General features: G+C 37.5%; 18 protein-coding genes. 4 read left to right on the forward strand and 14 right to left on the reverse strand.

What is annotated here, in order from left to right; all coding sequences use genetic code 11:
* The first annotated feature begins 11 nt into the window (after positions 1-11).
* Positions 12-1070, forward strand: a complete 1059-nt coding sequence (locus tag ICG50_RS10285) for a T9SS type A sorting domain-containing protein (protein WP_187660829.1) — start codon at positions 12-14, stop codon at positions 1068-1070.
* Positions 1071-1105: 35 nt separating this feature from the next.
* On the opposite strand, the gene ICG50_RS10290 is transcribed toward ICG50_RS10285, so the two are convergent.
* The 3 genes from ICG50_RS10290 to ICG50_RS10300 all read right to left on the reverse strand — a co-directional run bounded on the left by ICG50_RS10290 (position 1106) and on the right by ICG50_RS10300 (position 3897).
* Positions 1106-1243: a hypothetical protein gene (locus ICG50_RS10290; RefSeq protein WP_187660830.1), complete on the reverse strand. Its 138-nt coding sequence runs from the start codon at positions 1241-1243 to the stop codon at positions 1106-1108.
* 61 nt (positions 1244-1304) lie between these two features.
* Positions 1305-1721 carry a thiol-disulfide oxidoreductase DCC family protein gene (locus ICG50_RS10295; protein ID WP_187660891.1) on the reverse strand — a complete coding sequence of 139 codons (417 nt, stop codon included), beginning with the start codon at positions 1719-1721 and terminating at the stop codon, positions 1305-1307.
* A gap of 7 nt (positions 1722-1728) precedes the next feature.
* The gene (locus tag ICG50_RS10300) at positions 1729-3897 is read right to left on the reverse strand and encodes an endonuclease MutS2 (protein WP_187660831.1); all 2169 of its coding nucleotides are present in this window, start codon (positions 3895-3897) and stop codon (positions 1729-1731) included.
* An 84-nt stretch (positions 3898-3981) separates the two neighbouring features.
* Between ICG50_RS10300 and ICG50_RS10305 the strand changes: the two genes are divergently transcribed.
* Positions 3982-4647, forward strand: a complete 666-nt coding sequence (locus tag ICG50_RS10305; protein ID WP_187660832.1) for a uracil-DNA glycosylase — start codon at positions 3982-3984, stop codon at positions 4645-4647.
* 3 nt (positions 4648-4650) lie between these two features.
* Here ICG50_RS10305 and ICG50_RS10310 read toward each other — a convergent pair whose 3' ends face one another.
* The 9 genes from ICG50_RS10310 to ICG50_RS10350 form a co-directional block, all read right to left on the reverse strand.
* A complete protein-coding gene (locus ICG50_RS10310; protein WP_187660833.1) occupies positions 4651-5241 on the reverse strand; it encodes a hypothetical protein in 591 nt (196 codons plus the stop codon).
* A 10-nt stretch (positions 5242-5251) separates the two neighbouring features.
* A complete protein-coding gene (locus tag ICG50_RS10315) occupies positions 5252-5821 on the reverse strand; it encodes a DUF3575 domain-containing protein (RefSeq protein WP_187660834.1) in 570 nt (189 codons plus the stop codon).
* A gap of 66 nt (positions 5822-5887) precedes the next feature.
* Positions 5888-6820, reverse strand: a complete 933-nt coding sequence (locus ICG50_RS10320) for a transglutaminase (protein ID WP_187660835.1) — start codon at positions 6818-6820, stop codon at positions 5888-5890.
* A gap of 17 nt (positions 6821-6837) precedes the next feature.
* The gene (locus ICG50_RS10325) at positions 6838-7689 is read right to left on the reverse strand and encodes a substrate-binding domain-containing protein (protein WP_187660836.1); all 852 of its coding nucleotides are present in this window, start codon (positions 7687-7689) and stop codon (positions 6838-6840) included.
* Positions 7686-8189 carry a hypothetical protein gene (locus ICG50_RS10330; RefSeq protein ID WP_187660837.1) on the reverse strand — a complete coding sequence of 168 codons (504 nt, stop codon included), beginning with the start codon at positions 8187-8189 and terminating at the stop codon, positions 7686-7688. The genes ICG50_RS10325 and ICG50_RS10330 overlap by 4 nt, the downstream gene beginning before the upstream one ends.
* A 4-nt stretch (positions 8190-8193) precedes the next feature.
* Positions 8194-8727: a GNAT family N-acetyltransferase gene (locus tag ICG50_RS10335; RefSeq protein ID WP_187660838.1), complete on the reverse strand. Its 534-nt coding sequence runs from the start codon at positions 8725-8727 to the stop codon at positions 8194-8196.
* Positions 8728-8847: 120 nt separating this feature from the next.
* Entirely contained in the window at positions 8848-9714 is an 867-nt protein-coding gene (locus tag ICG50_RS10340) for a nucleoside phosphorylase (RefSeq protein ID WP_187660839.1), read from the reverse strand.
* A 102-nt stretch (positions 9715-9816) separates the two neighbouring features.
* Positions 9817-10149: a translation initiation factor gene (locus ICG50_RS10345; RefSeq protein ID WP_187660840.1), complete on the reverse strand. Its 333-nt coding sequence runs from the start codon at positions 10147-10149 to the stop codon at positions 9817-9819.
* 158 nt (positions 10150-10307) lie between these two features.
* The gene (locus ICG50_RS10350) at positions 10308-11261 is read right to left on the reverse strand and encodes an isopenicillin N synthase family dioxygenase (protein WP_187660841.1); all 954 of its coding nucleotides are present in this window, start codon (positions 11259-11261) and stop codon (positions 10308-10310) included.
* Between the two features lie 210 nt (positions 11262-11471).
* Between ICG50_RS10350 and ICG50_RS10355 the strand changes: the two genes are divergently transcribed.
* Positions 11472-13448: an alpha-ketoacid dehydrogenase subunit alpha/beta gene (locus ICG50_RS10355; protein WP_187660842.1), complete on the forward strand. Its 1977-nt coding sequence runs from the start codon at positions 11472-11474 to the stop codon at positions 13446-13448.
* Between the two features lie 68 nt (positions 13449-13516).
* Here the strand turns inward: ICG50_RS10355 and ICG50_RS10360 are convergent, their stop codons facing one another.
* Positions 13517-14230, reverse strand: a complete 714-nt coding sequence (locus ICG50_RS10360; RefSeq protein ID WP_187660843.1) for a hypothetical protein — start codon at positions 14228-14230, stop codon at positions 13517-13519.
* Between the two features lie 227 nt (positions 14231-14457).
* On the opposite strand from ICG50_RS10360, the gene katG reads away from it, so the two are divergent.
* Entirely contained in the window at positions 14458-16635 is a 2178-nt protein-coding gene (katG, locus tag ICG50_RS10365; protein WP_187660844.1) for a catalase/peroxidase HPI, read from the forward strand.
* A gap of 68 nt (positions 16636-16703) precedes the next feature.
* Here the strand turns inward: katG and ICG50_RS10370 are convergent, their stop codons facing one another.
* The gene (locus ICG50_RS10370) at positions 16704-17648 is read right to left on the reverse strand and encodes an SPFH domain-containing protein (RefSeq protein ID WP_187660845.1); all 945 of its coding nucleotides are present in this window, start codon (positions 17646-17648) and stop codon (positions 16704-16706) included.
* Positions 17649-17759 lie beyond the last annotated feature (111 nt).

A 17759-nucleotide genomic window follows, 5' to 3' on the forward strand; every position in this document is an offset into this window, starting at 1 on the left:
AAACTATAAATATGAAAAAACTTTTACTCTTATCACTTGTTTTGTCTTCTTCTTTTGCCAGTGCTCAGGTACTTCTTGAAGACAACTTCAATCTTTTAACAGTAGGTGATATTCCTACTGAAATTACTGGAACTACACCAGGGCAAGGTGATTACTTGTTTTTTGCTTCAAATGGTACTGCTCCAACAACTACAGTTAACTCTGCGGTATCCAATGCTCAAATAGTTGCAGAAGGTAACGGAAGTTTAGGATTTCTTCTAGAAGGACCAAACGGAGATAAAGGAAGTCGTTATATGTGGAAAGCTGGTTTTCCTGCTATTTGGGCTGCGAGAACTGTTGCAAATGATATAATTGAAGTTGAGGTAGACATCAATCCTGGTGACGGAACTACACTAAGTAGAAATACTTTTGGAGTTTATATTTTTAATCCTGCAGGAAATGTATTAGCCGGTTTTTTTGTTAGAGCTGCAACACGTGAATTGTTTGTAGTGGCTTACTCTACGCCAACCGGAAATCCTGTTGGAAACTATAATTATGCTTTAGCTGCTGCTCCGGGTATTCAAATACCGGCAAGTGTGTTTAGTAGAATTGGAGTTTCTTATAATACCGTTACCGGTCAAGTTAGAATTAAAGGACCTGGAATTGCCGCAGCCGGATTGACAGTAAACGGAAGCGCTGTAGGAACTGCTCCGGATGAAATTGATTTTATCTCTTTCTCAGGAAATACTACTGCATCTCCTAATTCTACTGAGGCTACAATGGTTATGGATAATTTTCTAGTTAAAGCTTCAGCAACTGATTCTCTTTTAGGTGTTAATGAAGCAAACGAAGTAGCTACGTTCTCGGTTTTCCCTAATCCATCAACAAACAATTTCACTATTACAAGTTCAAATAGTTCAACTATCAACGGTGTTGAAATGTTTGATATCAATGGTAGAATCGTGAAATCATTGGAGTTCGATAATCTTTCAAGTGCAGACGTAAATATCGCTGATTTATCTCAAGGGGTTTACATGCTTAAGATTTCTTCTGACAACGGAAGTGTAACTCAAAAAGTGATAAAACAATAATTTTACTTTTAAAATACTAAAACGACTAAGTTTCCTTAGTCGTTTTTTTTATGCTTGCTGTTCATCATAAAGAAAACAGCCCCAATGATACCAATGATTACTAATGCAAATACGGCTATCATAATAAAGGCACCGTTGTCCCATGAATACAGTGGAATGTTTAATGAGGTCATGATTTATCAATTAGAGTTTATCAAAATTAATTGGATAAATCCAATTGCAGTATGATAATTATCATGCTAAGAATTTTGCCTTAAGTTCAGGCGTCGGAATCATGCAAGATTCTTGTTTGCCATACCATTGGTAGCGGTTTCGGGCTACATAATCGTAAACAGCATTCGAAATAAATTTTGGAATTATACTCAGTATACTTGACCATGTGTAAATTCCACCAAAGTCTTTTACAATATTTAAAACTGCTTCAGATTTGTAATAGTAAGCCTTTCCGGGTTCATATAAGATAATACTGTCTGTATTTCTAGTGTCAATGCCAAGGTGACTTATAATCTTTAAGCCCAATTCAGATTGCAAAGGAACAAAACGGAAAACATCTTTTTTATCATGTTTAATCACATATTGCACCGACGAATTGCAAAGATTGCAAACACCGTCAAAGAGGATGATTTTTTTATCTTTTGGTAAGTCAGCTATTTCCATATTACTTGTTTTGTACAAACTCTAATTGTTCCAAACTCACTTTAGAAGTAAAGACACCATAGTTCACCACAGCTTTATTCTTCTCAATTTTATCAATAGTACCAATGGCTTTACCATCAACCATTCGAACGCGGTCACCAATTTTCAATATAACTTTAGGCTTTTCAGCTTCTTGTTTTTGTGCTTTTATTTTCTTTTCTTTCTTTTCTTTTCGAATTTCTTCTACTTTGACTTTGACTTCTTCAACTACTTTCTTCTGGATGATTTCGATTTCTTTTTTCTCTTTAACCGTAGCTTTTTTACGTTTGGAATTTTCAATTTCCACTATCTTTAAGAATTCTCCAATCAAGACTTTTTTGTCTTTGTTATTGAAATACTTCTCCGAAATATCATCTACTTTTTGCCCCATATATATCAAGCGCTGGTTGGCATCGTACAATTCCTGATAACGCTCTAACTTGTCCTGAATCTTGGCATTGATGCTTTCCATCTTTTTGCTTTCCTCACGGGCTTTGGTTTCCTCTTCTTTAAGGGTTAAAGACGTTTTTTCGAGTTTTGAGCGTTCTTTTTGCAAAGTGGCAATGGTTTTGTCAAAGCGCACTTTTCCACCTTCAATTTTCTTCTTAGCCCGATTAATCAATCCATACGGAATACCATTTTTTTGTGCCACTTCAAAAGTGAACGAACTTCCGGCTTGTCCCAAAATCAATTTGTACATCGGTTCCAATGATTTTTCGTCGAAAAGCATGTTGGCATTAGAGGCAAAAGGCAATTCATTCGCCAAAATCTTTAAGTTGGAATAATGCGTAGTAATAATTCCGAATGCTTCTCGATGATAGAATTCCTCTAAGAAAATCTCCGCCAAAGCACCGCCCAATTCCGGGTCAGAACCGGTTCCGAATTCGTCTATTAAAAATAAGGTTTTGGCATTACATTTCTTCAAGAAGTAGTTCATATTCTTCAAGCGATAACTATAAGTGCTTAAATGATTTTCTATCGATTGGTTGTCACCAATGTCGGTTAGGATTCTGTCAAATAAAAACGTTTCGCTTCGTTCGTGTACCGGAATCAAAATGCCGCATTGCAACATTAACTGTAATAATCCAACGGTTTTCAGCGAAATGGTTTTTCCACCGGCATTCGGACCGGAGATTACTATAATTCGACTTTGATTATTCAATTCAATGGTCTGTGGAAATGTTTTTTCCTTTTTTTCCAAATTGTTCAAAAACAAAATAGGATGGAAGGCATCTCGAAAGAACAATCGTTTTTCTTCTATGATATGGGGCAAAATCGCATTGATTTTACGAGCATATTTGGCTTTAGCCGAAACCACATCAATATCGCTCAGAAAGTCTTGGTATAGCTTTAATAAATCTATAAAAGGCCTGATGTCATTCGACAGTTTCTTTAAAATCTTAGTAATTTCTTCGCGTTCCTCGTATTCCAAGTTGCTCAATTCACGTGAATAACGCAAAGTAGCTTCCGGTTCAATATAGGCAATGCTTCCTGTTTTGGAACTGCCTAAAATGGAGCCTTTAACTTTGCGACGGTACATCGCTAAAACGGCTAAAACCCTTCGGTTTTCCACAAAACTTTCTTTAATTTCATCCAAGTAACCTAGACCGTTGTATTGTGTTAATGCCTGACCAAAACTTTGGTTCACTTTACCGCGAACGACACTCATATCACGTCGAATATTAATTAAATCTGGCGATGCGTTGTCTTTGATTTCTCCATATTTATCAACGACTTCGTCAATTTTTTGGATGAGGTATTTGGTGTATTCCACTTGTGAAGCTTTTTCATTCAGCTTTGGGTAATAATCATGGAATTTTTTCATAAACAGCAACAACACATTCACGGTTTCTGAAAGTGTGGCTATTTTTCTGAAACTGCCCACTTCCAAGAAGCTGTCTTCTATCGCTAAAAACTTAATGTCGTTAGTGATATTGTCAAATCCGTGATTGGGAATGGCGTTGTTATTGGTAAAAGAAGATAAGTATTCCGAGGTTTGCAAAAGCGCATCCATTAAGGTTTCCTTGTTTTTAAAAGGAACAATTTCTAACGCTTTTTGTTTGCCAATTTCAGTATTACAGCGATCTGAAATGGTTTGCAAAATGGTATTAAATTCTAAATCTTTAAGTGTTTTATCTGTAATTGATATCATTCAATCCGTGTCTTTGGTTCAAAGTTACAAAGGATAAAATCCATATTGCAACAGAAAATAGTATTTTTGGTAAAATTTTATGAGATGTTAATCAAAATGCATTCTTCTTGGCATAACCAACTTTCCGATGAGTTTGTAAAACCTTATTTTGAGCAGCTAACAAGCTTTGTTAAAAAAGAATATGCAACCCATAGGTGTTTTCCAATCGAAAGTCAAATCTTTGCTGCCTTCGACTATTGTCTGTTTGAAAAAGTCAAAGTCGTAATCATCGGTCAAGATCCGTATCACGGTTTGGGTCAGGCAAATGGATTGTGTTTTTCTGTTTCAGATGGGATTTCGTTTCCGCCATCGTTGGTTAATATTTTTAAAGAAATTCAAACCGATTTAAAGTTACCGATTCCTATTTCAGGTAATTTAGAACGTTGGGCCGACCAAGGTGTCTTATTGCTTAATGCCACATTAACCGTTCGGGAAACCGAAGCCGGAAGTCATCAAAATCAGGGTTGGGAAATATTTACAGATGCGGTAATCCAAAAAATATCTGATACCAAAGAAAGTGTCGTGTTTCTCCTTTGGGGCGGATTTGCCAAAAAGAAAGGTGCCAAAATCGACCGCAATAAACACCATGTTCTAGAAACCGGTCATCCTTCGCCATTGAGTGCTAATCGCGGATTGTGGTTTGGGAACCAACATTTCAGTAAAACCAATGCATATTTGAAAAGTATTGGCAGCAATGAAATTCAGTGGTAAAATTTAATTGACGTTGAAATAAAAGTAGCCACCACTATCAAGATTAGAAACTGCAGCATTTAAATTGACAATTAGATTTTTAGGTGAATTTTGTGAAACCAATTCCACACTATTGGTGGACGAACTGTTATAACCAAAGGTTAATCGGTACTCACCAGCAGTCAACAAAGGAAATCCAACATCATATCGGTAGTATTCTGAAGTACTATCGTATTCGCAAATGGCATAAACGTAAGCCCCATTTTGAGCCTCTCCGTCATTGATGTCTAATTGGTTGTCATTAACGGTAACCACTTCCCAATCAGTTGCATTTATTTTTCGCTCAATTACGTAGGAGAAAACAAATATTGGTGCATTTCCGGTGGTTTTGTAAATGTCCAACAAACTCGATTCTCCCGGTTCCGGAATGTATCTTGCCAAATCGGCTTTCACATATAAATAATCACCAACATTGTAAGTGGTTTGCGGTTGAAAAGTAACGATATTGTTACCGCCTTCTACGTAAATGGTTTTGTAAAAAGTATCGTCATTGGTGTCGCAATTGGTAAATAAGGCGGCGACCAACAATAAGGCTATGTATGATAATTTTTTCATGTTTTTTGAATTAAAATCGGTAACCTAAATTAAAACCCACTCTGGAAATCACATCCGGACTTTGATCACGGTTGGTTAAGTTCGAACCAAATCCGGCTAAAAATTCCAACGCAAATGCTTCTTTGATGTACATTTTGTAACCTAATCCGCCGCCCAAACCAAAATCGCTATATTTTGATTTTTTGGTGGTGTAATATCCATTTAGATTTTCATCGACTAAACGAACAATTTCCTTGTAATCACCTCCATTATAGGAGCCAAATACTTCGGCAAAGTAGAAACTTTTTTTGCCTTTAGACAGTTGGTATCTCACATAAGGATTGAATTCGAATTTTGGAACATTGTTTCGGTAACCATTATCAAAATCTTCGTTCAATTGATTACTGTCAGAGAAATTGACATTGAAACCCGTAGAGAAATTGCCACCCAAAAAGCGTTCGTAACTCAAACTGGCTTTTTGCCAAACTAAAGCCGACAAAACATCGACTCTGAATTCATTTTTCTTATTGTCCAAGGGTGAACTTTCTTGGGCTGATAAAGCCAAGGAAAATAACAGCAATAAGCAAAGTATTTTTTTCATTACAACTCTTTTTAACGAAACGAATATAGTAAATAAAATAGTCTGTAATTATAAATAATTGAAGAATTATTCGAGTGTTAATGCTCCTAAAATTTCTTCATTCATAAATGGACCACCGGGATATTTGGCGGTGTAATCTAAGTTGAGCCAAATATTTCCACGCTCGTCGATATGATAATTGATGATTTTATTTTTGCTTTCCAAGGGAAAAAGGATCATTTTAATGGCGTAGTTGATTTTTTCTAAATCTTTTTTATCACCAATATACAATTCGGGATAAATATGTCCTTTGGTGTGAATCAGTCGGGTTGTTCCGCCGATAGATTTGATGCAAGCTGCCATGAAAATAGAATGGTCATCACAATCGCCGGAAAGGTATTGCAGCGACTCGGTTGCTTTGGCAATATAGTCACGACCTTTCGGATCGCTTACATAGTTCCAATTTGTGTTGATTTCTTTAAAAACGGCAAACGACTGAATAATGGTAAAGTAATCTTGGTATCCTTTTACCTCTTTAAAATGTTTCGAAGTTGCCATAATGGCAAAGTTTCGAATTTTAGGGTTCTGATATTCAATTGCATCTAAAATTTTCGACTTATTGGGAAAAGGTAAAAGTTTGGATATGATAATGTCTTGTGGAAAAGGATCTTCATTCATGGTGTAAATCATGGTCCGATAATCTTCAAAAACGTTTTTAAATCCGTAGTTACTAAACAAACTTCCGTAAATAATTACTACTAGGTACAGAATAACAGAAATCAAAGTTATTCTTCGCATTGCTCGTAAAATTAATTGTATAACAAGAAGAATTACAAAAAACAATAGGATTCTGTCCACATGATTAGCCCAATCCAATGTAATTAGGTTGTGATGAGCAATAATGAAAATAGGAATGGTAATCAAAATGTTGAGCACAAAAATGATAATTAAATCCCAAGGACTTTTTATCCTGAATTTTTCTTTCAGTTGCTGATAAGTGAGATTTCCTATTTTGATCATATCGCCAATGGCAAAAGCTAGATGGCTTTCACGATTTTAGCAAAAGTACCTTTTTTATCTATAATTTTGAGGTCAAACAACTGATTTTGAATTTTGTTTAACACTTTTTCTTCCAAAGGTTTTTGGGACCATTTAGTAAGCGATAACCATTCTTGTATGTCTTCTAATTTTTGGTGGTATTTAGAAGCCAAAGTTCGGTCAATACTGGGAATATTTTTAAAATCGGCCGTTGTATTATTGATGATGTTAAGGATAAGGGTAACGGTTTGAAAGTTGTTTTCCAAGAATTCATTTCGCACCGCAATCACAAAACAAGGCCATGGCGTCGGGCAATCGGCAACGCGACGAAAAATGCCTTTGTCGACTAATGGTTTGGTCATAAATCGTTCCCACATAAAATAATCGGACGAACCATTCGTTAACGCTTCAACTGCGCCATCAATAGTATTTACGATTTCGAATTGTAATTTTTCAGTGTTCCAATTTTGATTTTGGGCATTGACAAAGGACATCAAATGCGAACCGGAGCCATAACGGGAAATCGCGGCTTTGGTATTTTCTAAATCGGCTAATGTTTGATAAGATGAATTGGCACCAACATGTATTCCCCAAATTAACGGACTTGCCACAAAAACCTGAACAATAGCACTTGGATTGCCGCCGACTATATCTTTTACTATTCCTTCGGTTAAAATTACGGCAAGATCAGTTTCGCCATCGCGCAGCATTTGACACATTTTACCGGTACCTTCCGGAACGTCTGTCCATTGCAAATCGATGCCGGCTTGATCAAATTCTCCATTGTCGATACACAAATGCCATGGCAAGTTGAAATGTTCGGGAACGCCTGCTATTTTTACGGTTTTCATGAGTTGGTTTTTGAAAGATTTTCAATGCATTGTTCTCTTATGGCCCATATTTCTTCAAAGCTGTAGCTGATTTTATTTTCAATAATCCAGTTTTGTATAAAGGCTTTATGGTAATTCACTTTAAAATCGCTTACTTGATTGGGTTCAATTGTAATTTCCTCAAGGATGTCATTTTTAATTTTGTTGAAATCACTACTTGGATTGGTAACATCAACAACTTCTCCGTTTATTTTAAGGTAACAATGGGCTTCAGGAATATAGTCAATGTTATTCTCGGATAAGGTTGTACCGATTTGGGTATTCTGCTCATTCATTTTGTAAATACCGATTGTCAACTCAATATTGGGAATGTTGTTTTTGTCTGCGTAATCCTTTAGAAAAGCGTGTTTAGAGCTACAAGTTCCTTTGTTTTCGCTTATAACCAATGAGAAATCTGTTCGGTTTGAATTTCTTCCATATGGAATATGCTTAACTTTTTCTATTAAGGTGTCAAAATTCATAAAGCTAAAGTCTATTGTTTTCCATTTGCCACCATTTCCAAATCACGCCGTCTTTGTCGGGATAGTTTTCCATTAACTTCATGCCTACTTTTTCCAAAATATGATTGGACGCACCGTTTTCTGAGTGCGTGTAAGCGTTCATTTTATCGATTTTCATTTGGTTAAAACCGTAGTCTAACCATGCTTTTGAAGCTTCAGTGGCGTATCCTTTGTTCCAAAAATTTTCGTTTAAGCGATAGCCGTAATCGTAGAAATTGGTATTCCCGTTTTCGACATGGTCGTCTACGAATTTGATGCCGGTCCAGCCAATGAATTCGTTGGTTTCTTTTACAATTGTGGCAAAACGACCAATATTGTTCTTATCGTATTGAGTGCGAACGTAATCAATTACTTTGATGACTTCATCAATATGTTGTGCCGGAGTTTGCCAAAGGTATTTGTGCACCTCAGGATTTTTATCCATGGCAAACATTTCCTCCGCATCGGAAAGTTCCAATGGACGAAGGATAAGTCGGTTGGTTTCTATAATTAAGTTCATGTCGTTTTATTTAGCCCCGATAGGAACGGCATCCTTTTGTTTTGTTCGAAAAAGTTCTAATTCAGTCTAAATGTGACAAAACAAAAGATACAGTGGATAGCGGGAAATTGCTCCTAAAATTTATTCTGCTAATTTATCTAAAGCATACGCAATCAAAGCATCAACGGCTTTGTATGGATCTTCGCTGAAAGTTCCGTTAGCTCTGTTGGCAATGATGGCATTTAAAGACAAACAGTTGTGGCCAAGCAGTTTTCCTAAACCATAAATCGCTGCGGTTTCCATCTCTAGATTGGTCATTTTGATGCCTTCGAATTCGAAACTGTCCATTTTTTTGTTCAGCTCAGCATCCTGAATTTCGAGTCGCAACACACGGCCTTGCGGTCCGTAAAATCCGCCGGCTGTTCCTGTGAAACCTTTATGTATTTGGTCGCTTTCAATTCTTTTTTCTAATGTTTCGGAGCAGGTGATTACGTATGGTCGCCCTTTTTTCAAATCCCAATTGGTTTGTTTGATAAACGCATCTTCCATGGCTTTTTCCGAAATGTCATCAATTAAATAGGAGCGAAGCATATTGTCTAAGCCCAAGCCATATTTGCTCATTACCATACTGTCACAAGGAATGTCGGCTTGCAACGAACCCGAAGTTCCGATGCGAACAATATTTAAAGACACTAAGTTTTCTTTGGGTTTACGTGTTTCTAAATCGATGTTGACCAAAGCGTCCAATTCGTTCATGACAATGTCGATGTTATCCGGACCAATTCCGGTAGACATTACGGTCATTTTTTTGCCTTTGTAGTAACCGGTTTGGGTTTTGAATTCGCGTTTTTGAGTAGAATATTCTATGCTGTCAAAGAACTGTGTGATTTTCTCTACTCTATTTTGGTCGCCTACGAAGATGATATCGTGTGCAATATGTTCGGGTTTGAGGTTTAGGTGGTAAACGCTACCGTCTGGGTTTAATATTAATTCTGAAGATTGTATCATGGTTTTATTTTTAACCGCAAAGTGCGCAAAGAGTTACGCAAAGTTTGCAAAGTTTACTATTGTTTTATTATCTGAAAACTGAGACTGAGACTGAAAACTTTCTCATCCTCCGACGCGTTTGGTTTTAAAGCCTTTATCTTGAAGGATTTTCATTATTTTGTCGCGGTAATCGCCTTGAATAATGATGGCACCGTCTTTGAAAGTGCCGCCAACACTGAGTTTGGTTTTGATTTCTTTGGCTAAGACTTTAAAATCTTCGTCACTGCCTTCATAGCCTTCGATGATAGTGGTGGCTTTCCCTTTTCGTTTTTCGTATTTGCAAATCATCGGTTCTTTTTGGATGAAAAGTTCGTGATTTATTTCGGCTGTAGCTTCCGGTTCGTTCGAGGGTTCGTGGTCGGGGAAGAGTTTTTTTAGTTGATCTTGTAAGTCCATTTTTCTTTAAAGGTGCTAAGGTTCTGAGTGGCTAAGGCTCTAAGGTTTTTTAACCTCAGTACCTTAGAACCTTAGTGCCTTAGTATCTCAGTTTAAAAAACCAAAAAAGACATCAAGTGCATAACTCAATGTCTTTAATGAAATTATTGAATTAACCTTTATTTTTTCTTTAATCCTAGTTCAACTAGTCTTTCGTCAAGATATTCTCCGGCGGTGATGTCTTCGAATCCTTTTGGATTGTTGGCATCGATGCATTTCTCTAAACAGTTGAGAGGCATATCGCTAACAGGATGCATAAAGAACGGAATAGAAAAACGAGAGGTACCCCATAATTCTCTTGGCGGATTCACTACTTGATGAATGGTTGATTTCAATCGGTTGTTGGTGTGACGGGCCAACATGTCGCCTACATTAATCATCAATTCATCTGGTTGTGCCATCGCATCAATCCATTCGCCATCGTGATTTTGTACTTGCAACCCTTTGCCTTGTGCGCCCATTAAAAGCGTAATCAAATTGATGTCACCGTGAGCAGCAGCACGAACGGCGCCGTCTTTTGGTTCGTCAGTAATTGGCGGATAGTGGATTGGTCTTAGGATACTGTTACCGTCTTTGATGTAGTTGTCGAAATAAAATTCGTCCAACCCAATAAATAAAGCCAAAGCTCTCAATACATAAACACCTGTTTTTTCTAACATTCTGTAAGCTTCTTGACCAACTTCGTTGAAGTGTGGTAATTCTGTTACAGTCACATTGTCCGGATATTCGCTGGCGTATTTTGAACCTTCGCTAACGTATTGTCCGAAATGCCAAAATTCTTTTAAGTCACCGGCTGAACGACCTTTGGCATGTTCTTTTCCAAAAGAAACATAACCACGTTGGCCGCCAATTCCGGGAATTTCGTATTTGGCTTTGGTTTCCAATGGCAAGTTGAAAAAGTTACGCACTTCAGCGTATAAATCACCTACCAGTTTGTCATCAAGAAAATGACCTTTTAGTGCTACGAAGCCAATCTCTTCGTAAGCTTTTCCGATTTCATTTACAAATTTTTGTTTACGTGCCGGATCGTCCGACAGGAAATCACGTAAGTCAACACTTGGAATTTGTTGCATACTACTAAAACTTTTTTGTTAATAACTTATGTTGGAAAAATTCCAACGATAACTACAAATGTAACTATTTTTTAAATAGTAAAGTTCAAAGTTATTAACAATTCACAGTAATATTTTTTACACATTCAAATAGTTTCCTTTTACTTTCCGTGAAAAAACTACAACGATTGAAATTGGTTTTTATACTTTTGCAACGCTAAAATAAACCCAATGAATTTCGACAGAAAAGAGTTATCTAATATCCAGTTATTGGATTTATACAAAAGACTGCTCAAACCCAGATTGATAGAAGAAAAAATGCTCATTCTATTGCGCCAAGGAAAAGTATCCAAATGGTTTTCAGGTATTGGTCAGGAAGCAATTTCCGTTGGAATCACGGCTGCTTTAGATAAAGACGAATATATCTTACCAATGCACCGAAACTTAGGCGTATTTACCGGAAGAGACATTCCGTTGCACCGTTTGTTTTCGCAATGGCAAGGCAAAAAAACCGGTTTTACTAAAGGAAGAGACAGAAGTTTTCACTTTGGCACCCAAGAGTTCAATATTATAGGCATGATATCACATCTTGGCCCGCAAATGGGAGTTGCCGATGGGATTGCTTTGGCCAATAAATTAAAAAAGAACGGTAAAGTTACGGCGGTTTTTACCGGTGAAGGTGCTACTTCGGAGGGAGACTTTCACGAAGCGTTGAATATTGCTGCCGTATGGGAACTACCTGTTTTGTTTGTCATTGAAAATAATGGTTATGGTTTATCAACCCCAACCAATGAACAATACCGTTGTGAGAACTTAGCCGATAAAGGCATCGGTTACGGAATGGAAAGCCACATCATAGACGGAAATAATATCTTAGACGTTTATACCAAAATAGCAGAACTAAAAGCTTCTATGGTCGATAATCCTCGTCCGGTTTTATTAGAGTTTAAAACCTTCAGAATGCGTGGGCACGAAGAAGCGAGTGGCACCAAATATGTGCCTCAAGAGTTGATGGATATGTGGGCCATTAAAGACCCGATTTCAAATTATAAAGATTATTTGCTTCGAATAAGCGTGCTTTCGGAAGAAGAAGACGAAAAGATAAAAAAAGCCATTAAAGCAGAAATAGATGAGCATTGGGCAACTACGCAAGCGGAGCCTGAATGTGAAGCCGATTTAGCCGAAGAGCTCAAAGATATGTATGAACCTTACGAATTTGAAGCCGTAAATCATGGTGATGCGGTAGAAAATATTCGTGTGGTGGATGCTATTTCGACTGCATTGCGCCAATCGATGGAGCGTCATGATAATTTGGTGATAATGGGACAAGACATTGCTGAGTATGGCGGTGCTTTTAAAATCACAGATGGTTTTGTAGCGCAATTTGGTAAAGAACGTGTTCGCAATACCCCAATATGTGAAAGTGCAGTGGTCTCTGCGGCCAATGGATTGTCCATTAACGGATACAAGGCAATTGTAGAAATGCAATTTGCCGATTTCGTTTCTACAGGATTCAATCCGATTGTAAATTTATTAGCGAAGCAGCATTACCGTTGGAATGAAAAAGCTGATGTGGTAGTGCGCATGCCTTGTGGTGGTGGCACTCAGGCCGGACCATTTCACTCCCAAACCAATGAAGCTTGGTTTACCAAAACGCCCGGTTTGAAAGTCGTTTATCCAGCGTTTCCATATGATGCCAAAGGATTATTGAATACCGCTATCAACGATCCGAATCCGGTGATGTATTTTGAGCACAAACAATTATACCGTTCAGTTTATCAAGACGTTCCGACTGATTATTATACTATTCCTTTTGGGAAAGCGACTTTACTAAAAGAAGGAACTCAAGTGACCGTAATTTCTTTCGGTGCCGGTGTGCATTGGGCACTGGAAACTTTGAATAAGCATTTACAAATCAGTGCTGATTTAATTGACTTGCGTTCCTTACAACCTTTGGATACAGAAACAATTTTTGCTTCAGTGAAAAAGACCGGTAAAGTGATTATTCTGCAAGAAGATACTTTATTTGGAGGTGTTTCAAGTGATATTTCAGCAATGATTATGGAACATTGTTTTGAGTGGTTAGATGCACCGGTGAGGAGAGTGGGTAGTTTAGAAACCGCTATTCCATTTGTAAAAGCATTGGAAGACCAATATTTACCAAAAGAACGTTTTGAGATAACCTTAATGGATTTACTCGATTATTAAAACCTTACATTAATAAAAGAAAAAGATACATTCAAAATGTGTCTTTTTCTTTTTATACTTATTAATGATTAATCTAACTTTTTGAAATAGTTGGTTATGTAGATGTCAAAATCAGGTAGTGATTGGTCTTCATATACTTTTATAAACTGGGCAAACTGCATGTAGCCATATACAAAAGGATCTCCGGCTGCTTGCTCATAATTTTTGGTGAAATACTCTTCAGCTGTTTGGCCTTCCGGAACCGGATTGGGGAGTTTGGCATACATTGATTTAGCCAATTCGTAACAAGCTTTCAATTCTTTTTCTTTTCCTTGTTTGCGCCACCATAGCATAGCTATTTCATTGGCCAGATATTCGTTTTTAAAGCTAACATTCGCATTTTTTTTATCGACATAATCTTGTAATGCATGTCCTAATTCATGCGGTAAATAAAAACCATTAAAGAATAAGCCAAACATTCTTTCTCCATCGGCTTCACTTCCGGCTACTTGAGCAGTGAAACCTTTAATCGGTGGTATTACTTGTGACCAAAGCGGTAAATTAACCGTATCATTTTCACCATAAAAAATAAGATAGGGTGTAGTGTTTAAGAGTACGCCGGTTTTAAAATCCAATTCAGGTTTGAGTTTTTTAATATCAGCTTTAAATAATTCGGATAAACGATTCGATTCTTTGATTAAAGCTACTGAATCTGTATAAGTACTAAACCATTGGTTTTGCCCTGAGACAAACGTACTTACCAATAGTAAACTAAAAAGGAGTTGAAGTTTAAAAAATTTCATAACTAATATTGTTTTTACTTTGTTGATTTAAATTCATTTGCGAACATAAATATTATATTTTATATTTCCTACAAACAAGCAGTAGGTTTATATTCAATCTATTGCAAAGGTTATATAGGCAAGGACAACTTTTAATATAGTTTTTTTCTATCAAAATTAATTTTTTGATAAGTGGTTCTGTCGTAACTTAGCACTATAAGTTTTAAACAACAAACATAATTTACAATATGGAAAACAATGCTAACGGTTCCGGGAAATGTCCTTTCTCAGGTGCTCAAGTAAAACAGGGTTCAGACGTACCCAATAACAGTTTTTGGTGGCCCAATGCCCTTAACTTAGACATTTTACACCAACACGATTCCAAGACTAATCCGCTGGGTGAAAATTTCAACTATGCTGAGGAATTCAAAAAATTAGACCTCGAAGCTTTAAAAAATGATCTGAAAGCCTTAATGACCGAAAGTCAAGATTGGTGGCCTGCCGATTGGGGTCACTATGGCGGATTGATGATTCGTATGGCATGGCACAGTGCCGGAAGTTACCGTATAGCCGATGGTCGTGGCGGTAGCGGAACCGGTAACCTGCGTTTTGCTCCTCTAAACAGTTGGCCGGATAACGGTAACCTTGACAAAGCCCGAAGATTACTTTGGCCTATCAAGAAAAAATACGGAAACAAAATTTCTTGGGCCGATTTAATGATCTTAGCCGGTAACATGGCTTATGAATCGATGGGCTTTAAAACTTTTGGTTTTGCCGGTGGTCGTGAAGATATTTGGCACCCTGAAAAAGATATTTATTGGGGTTCAGAAAATACTTGGTTAGCGACATCCGGTGGTGAAAAAAGCCGTTACTCGGGTAAAAGAGATTTAGAAAATCCGTTGGCAGCCGTGATGATGGGGTTAATTTATGTGAACCCGCAAGGGGTTGACGGTAATCCTGATCCTTTAAAGACGGCTCAAGACATGCGCGTAACCTTTTTGAGAATGGCCATGAACGATGAAGAAACCGTAGCGTTAACTGCCGGTGGTCATACTGTAGGGAAAGCACACGGAAACGGAGATGCCAATGCTTTAGGTCCGGAACCGGAAGCAGCTGACATAGAAACTCAAGGTTTTGGTTGGTTAAATCCAAAAGGAAACGGAAACGGTGCCGATACCATTACCAGTGGTTTAGAAGGTGCTTGGACTTCGCATCCCGACAAATGGAACCATACGTATTTTGATATTTTATTAAACCACGATTGGCAATTGTCTAAAAGTCCGGCCGGCGCTTGGCAATGGGATCCGGTTAATATGGCCGAAGAAGACAAACCGTTTGATGCTCATATCAAAGGCGTGCGCAGAAATCCAATCATGACCGATGCCGATATGGCTTTGAAAATGGATCCTGAGTACCGCAAAATTTCAGAGAAGTTCCAAAAAGACCCAAAAGCTTTTGAAGATGCCTTTGCCAGAGCTTGGTTCAAATTAACCCACCGTGATTTAGGACCAAGAAGTCGTTATTTAGGAGCCGATGCACCTAAAGAAGAATTAATTTGGCAAGACCCGATTCCGGCGGTTGATTATACCCTTACTGAAACAGAAATCGAAGATTTAAAAGCTAAAATATTAAACTGCGGCTTAACGTCTACGGAATTAATCAACACTGCTTGGGACAGCGCTAGAACGTTCCGTGGTTCTGATTATCGTGGTGGTGCTAATGGTGCTCGTATTCGTTTAGCCCCACAAAAAGACTGGGAAGGCAATGAGCCGGAACGCTTGAATAAAGTGTTAGCAAAACTGACAGAAATCCAATCCGGATTGAGTAAAAAAGTATCTCTAGCCGATTTGATTGTACTCGGTGGAACTGCTGCAGTTGAAAAAGCGGCAGGCGTTAAAGTGCCTTTCACACCGGGTAGAGGAGATGCAACAGCTGAAATGACCGATGCCGAATCTTTTGAAGTATTAGAACCATTACACGATGGTTTCAGAAACTGGTTGAAAAAAGACTATACTGTTCAGCCGGAAGAAATGTTGTTAGACAAAGCCCAATTGATGGGATTAACTGCACCGGAAATGACCGTTCTTATTGGCGGAATGCGCGTTTTAGGCACCAATTATGGTGGTACTAAACACGGCGTATTTACCGAAAACGAAGGCGTATTGAGCAATGATTTCTTTGTTAACCTGACCAATATGAATTTCTCTTGGCAACCTACAGGTAAAAATTCGTATAATATTGTAGACCGAAAAAGCGGCCAAACTAAATTTACGGCTACTAGAGTTGATTTGGTTTTTGGTTCTAACTCGGTGTTGCGCTCTTACGCTGAAGTATATGCCCAAGACGACAACAAACAAAAATTTGTGAACGATTTCGTAGCGGCTTGGACTAAAGTAATGAATGCAGACCGTTATGATTTAGCTTAAATAGTTATAGTTTATAAATAGAAAAGGTGGTTCAATTGAGCCACCTTTTTTTATTTAGAAATATCGTCTTAATCTTTTAAATTGATCATTGGTGTAGCATTCCCTAAAGTTGTTTTTGGAAGCTCACCATTCCATTTTTGCGCTTTGATGTATTCAACATATAAAGGGGTAAGTTCTCTTTGTTTAAGCTTTAATGCCGCAGCTTCTGAACTCGCTTGAATTACCACTGTGGCACTGTCACCTTTAGCCAATGCAATTTTTCGTTGCGCATCTGCTGTTGCGGCCTTAGCTTGTGACTCAGAAGTAATAGCATCTTGAACCGCTAATGCTTTTGCTTTAATAGATTCAACAATACTTGGTGGTGGCTGTATATTGGTTCTTAATTGTGATATGGTAAACCATTTTCCAACACGTTTATTGGCTTCTACAACAATGGCAGCTTCAAATCCGCTTCGATTGTTGAAAATATCATCTATTACCCATTTGTTGGCTACATCACTAACCGCTCCAAGAATAGCAATTTCAAGCCAGCCACCTTCAATGGCTTCTAAGCCACCGCTTCTATATGAAGTTCTTAAATTGGTAAACATGTCTGAACTGGTTGCTCTTTTTACAGAATGATTAAAGCTTGGCGAAATATCACATGGGAAACCACCTTTGGCAATAACACTTTGTTTTTCATATCTGATGGTTCTTTGGTCAAGTGGTATTTGATGAATTTCCTCTGTCCAAGTATTGTATATTTTCCATCCGGATACTTCTTTGATAGTGGATGCTCCTCTTGAATCACCAACAAGATTCACTAATAATCCTTGATAACCGGCTTCAATCTTTTTCATTTCGTAGGGTTGAACGAAGATAAAAAGTAAGGCTAAAATACTAAAAACAATAGGTTTGTAATTTAATTTTTGAAAATGTCCGTCAATGTTTCTCTCAATAATTTTAAATTTTTTTTGCGCCCACATGGTACCAAATGCTAGTGCGAAAACTATTAATAATACAACTGTAACCATTTTTTTTACGATTTAATTTTTGCCTACTCTTTACAGTTTTCAGCTTTCTCTGTTTAAATATTATCCAAATTAAATGAAAAGAAATTTCTGATTCAAATTTTTCAAATAAAA

The sequence above is a fragment of the Flavobacterium buctense genome (assembly GCF_014486695.1).
GTDB classification, from domain to species: domain Bacteria; phylum Bacteroidota; class Bacteroidia; order Flavobacteriales; family Flavobacteriaceae; genus Flavobacterium; species Flavobacterium buctense.

What these genes read in the sequence shown, in the direction of transcription:
- ICG50_RS10285 (WP_187660829.1), top strand. Translation starts at nt 12, where the DNA reads ATGAAAAAACTTTTACTCTTATCACTTGTTTTGTCTTCTTCTTTTGCC.
- ICG50_RS10290 (WP_187660830.1), bottom strand. Translation starts at nt 1,243, where the DNA reads ATGACCTCATTAAACATTCCACTGTATTCATGGGACAACGGTGCCTTT.
- ICG50_RS10300 (WP_187660831.1), bottom strand. Translation starts at nt 3,897, where the DNA reads ATGATATCAATTACAGATAAAACACTTAAAGATTTAGAATTTAATACC.
- ICG50_RS10305 (WP_187660832.1), top strand. Translation starts at nt 3,982, where the DNA reads ATGTTAATCAAAATGCATTCTTCTTGGCATAACCAACTTTCCGATGAG.
- ICG50_RS10310 (WP_187660833.1), bottom strand. Translation starts at nt 5,241, where the DNA reads ATGAAAAAATTATCATACATAGCCTTATTGTTGGTCGCCGCCTTATTT.
- ICG50_RS10315 (WP_187660834.1), bottom strand. Translation starts at nt 5,821, where the DNA reads ATGAAAAAAATACTTTGCTTATTGCTGTTATTTTCCTTGGCTTTATCA.
- ICG50_RS10320 (WP_187660835.1), bottom strand. Translation starts at nt 6,820, where the DNA reads ATGATCAAAATAGGAAATCTCACTTATCAGCAACTGAAAGAAAAATTC.
- ICG50_RS10325 (WP_187660836.1), bottom strand. Translation starts at nt 7,689, where the DNA reads ATGAAAACCGTAAAAATAGCAGGCGTTCCCGAACATTTCAACTTGCCA.
- ICG50_RS10330 (WP_187660837.1), bottom strand. Translation starts at nt 8,189, where the DNA reads ATGAATTTTGACACCTTAATAGAAAAAGTTAAGCATATTCCATATGGA.
- ICG50_RS10335 (WP_187660838.1), bottom strand. Translation starts at nt 8,727, where the DNA reads ATGAACTTAATTATAGAAACCAACCGACTTATCCTTCGTCCATTGGAA.
- ICG50_RS10340 (WP_187660839.1), bottom strand. Translation starts at nt 9,714, where the DNA reads ATGATACAATCTTCAGAATTAATATTAAACCCAGACGGTAGCGTTTAC.
- ICG50_RS10345 (WP_187660840.1), bottom strand. Translation starts at nt 10,149, where the DNA reads ATGGACTTACAAGATCAACTAAAAAAACTCTTCCCCGACCACGAACCC.
- ICG50_RS10350 (WP_187660841.1), bottom strand. Translation starts at nt 11,261, where the DNA reads ATGCAACAAATTCCAAGTGTTGACTTACGTGATTTCCTGTCGGACGAT.
- ICG50_RS10355 (WP_187660842.1), top strand. Translation starts at nt 11,472, where the DNA reads ATGAATTTCGACAGAAAAGAGTTATCTAATATCCAGTTATTGGATTTA.
- ICG50_RS10360 (WP_187660843.1), bottom strand. Translation starts at nt 14,230, where the DNA reads ATGAAATTTTTTAAACTTCAACTCCTTTTTAGTTTACTATTGGTAAGT.
- katG (WP_187660844.1), top strand. Translation starts at nt 14,458, where the DNA reads ATGGAAAACAATGCTAACGGTTCCGGGAAATGTCCTTTCTCAGGTGCT.
- ICG50_RS10370 (WP_187660845.1), bottom strand. Translation starts at nt 17,648, where the DNA reads ATGGTTACAGTTGTATTATTAATAGTTTTCGCACTAGCATTTGGTACC.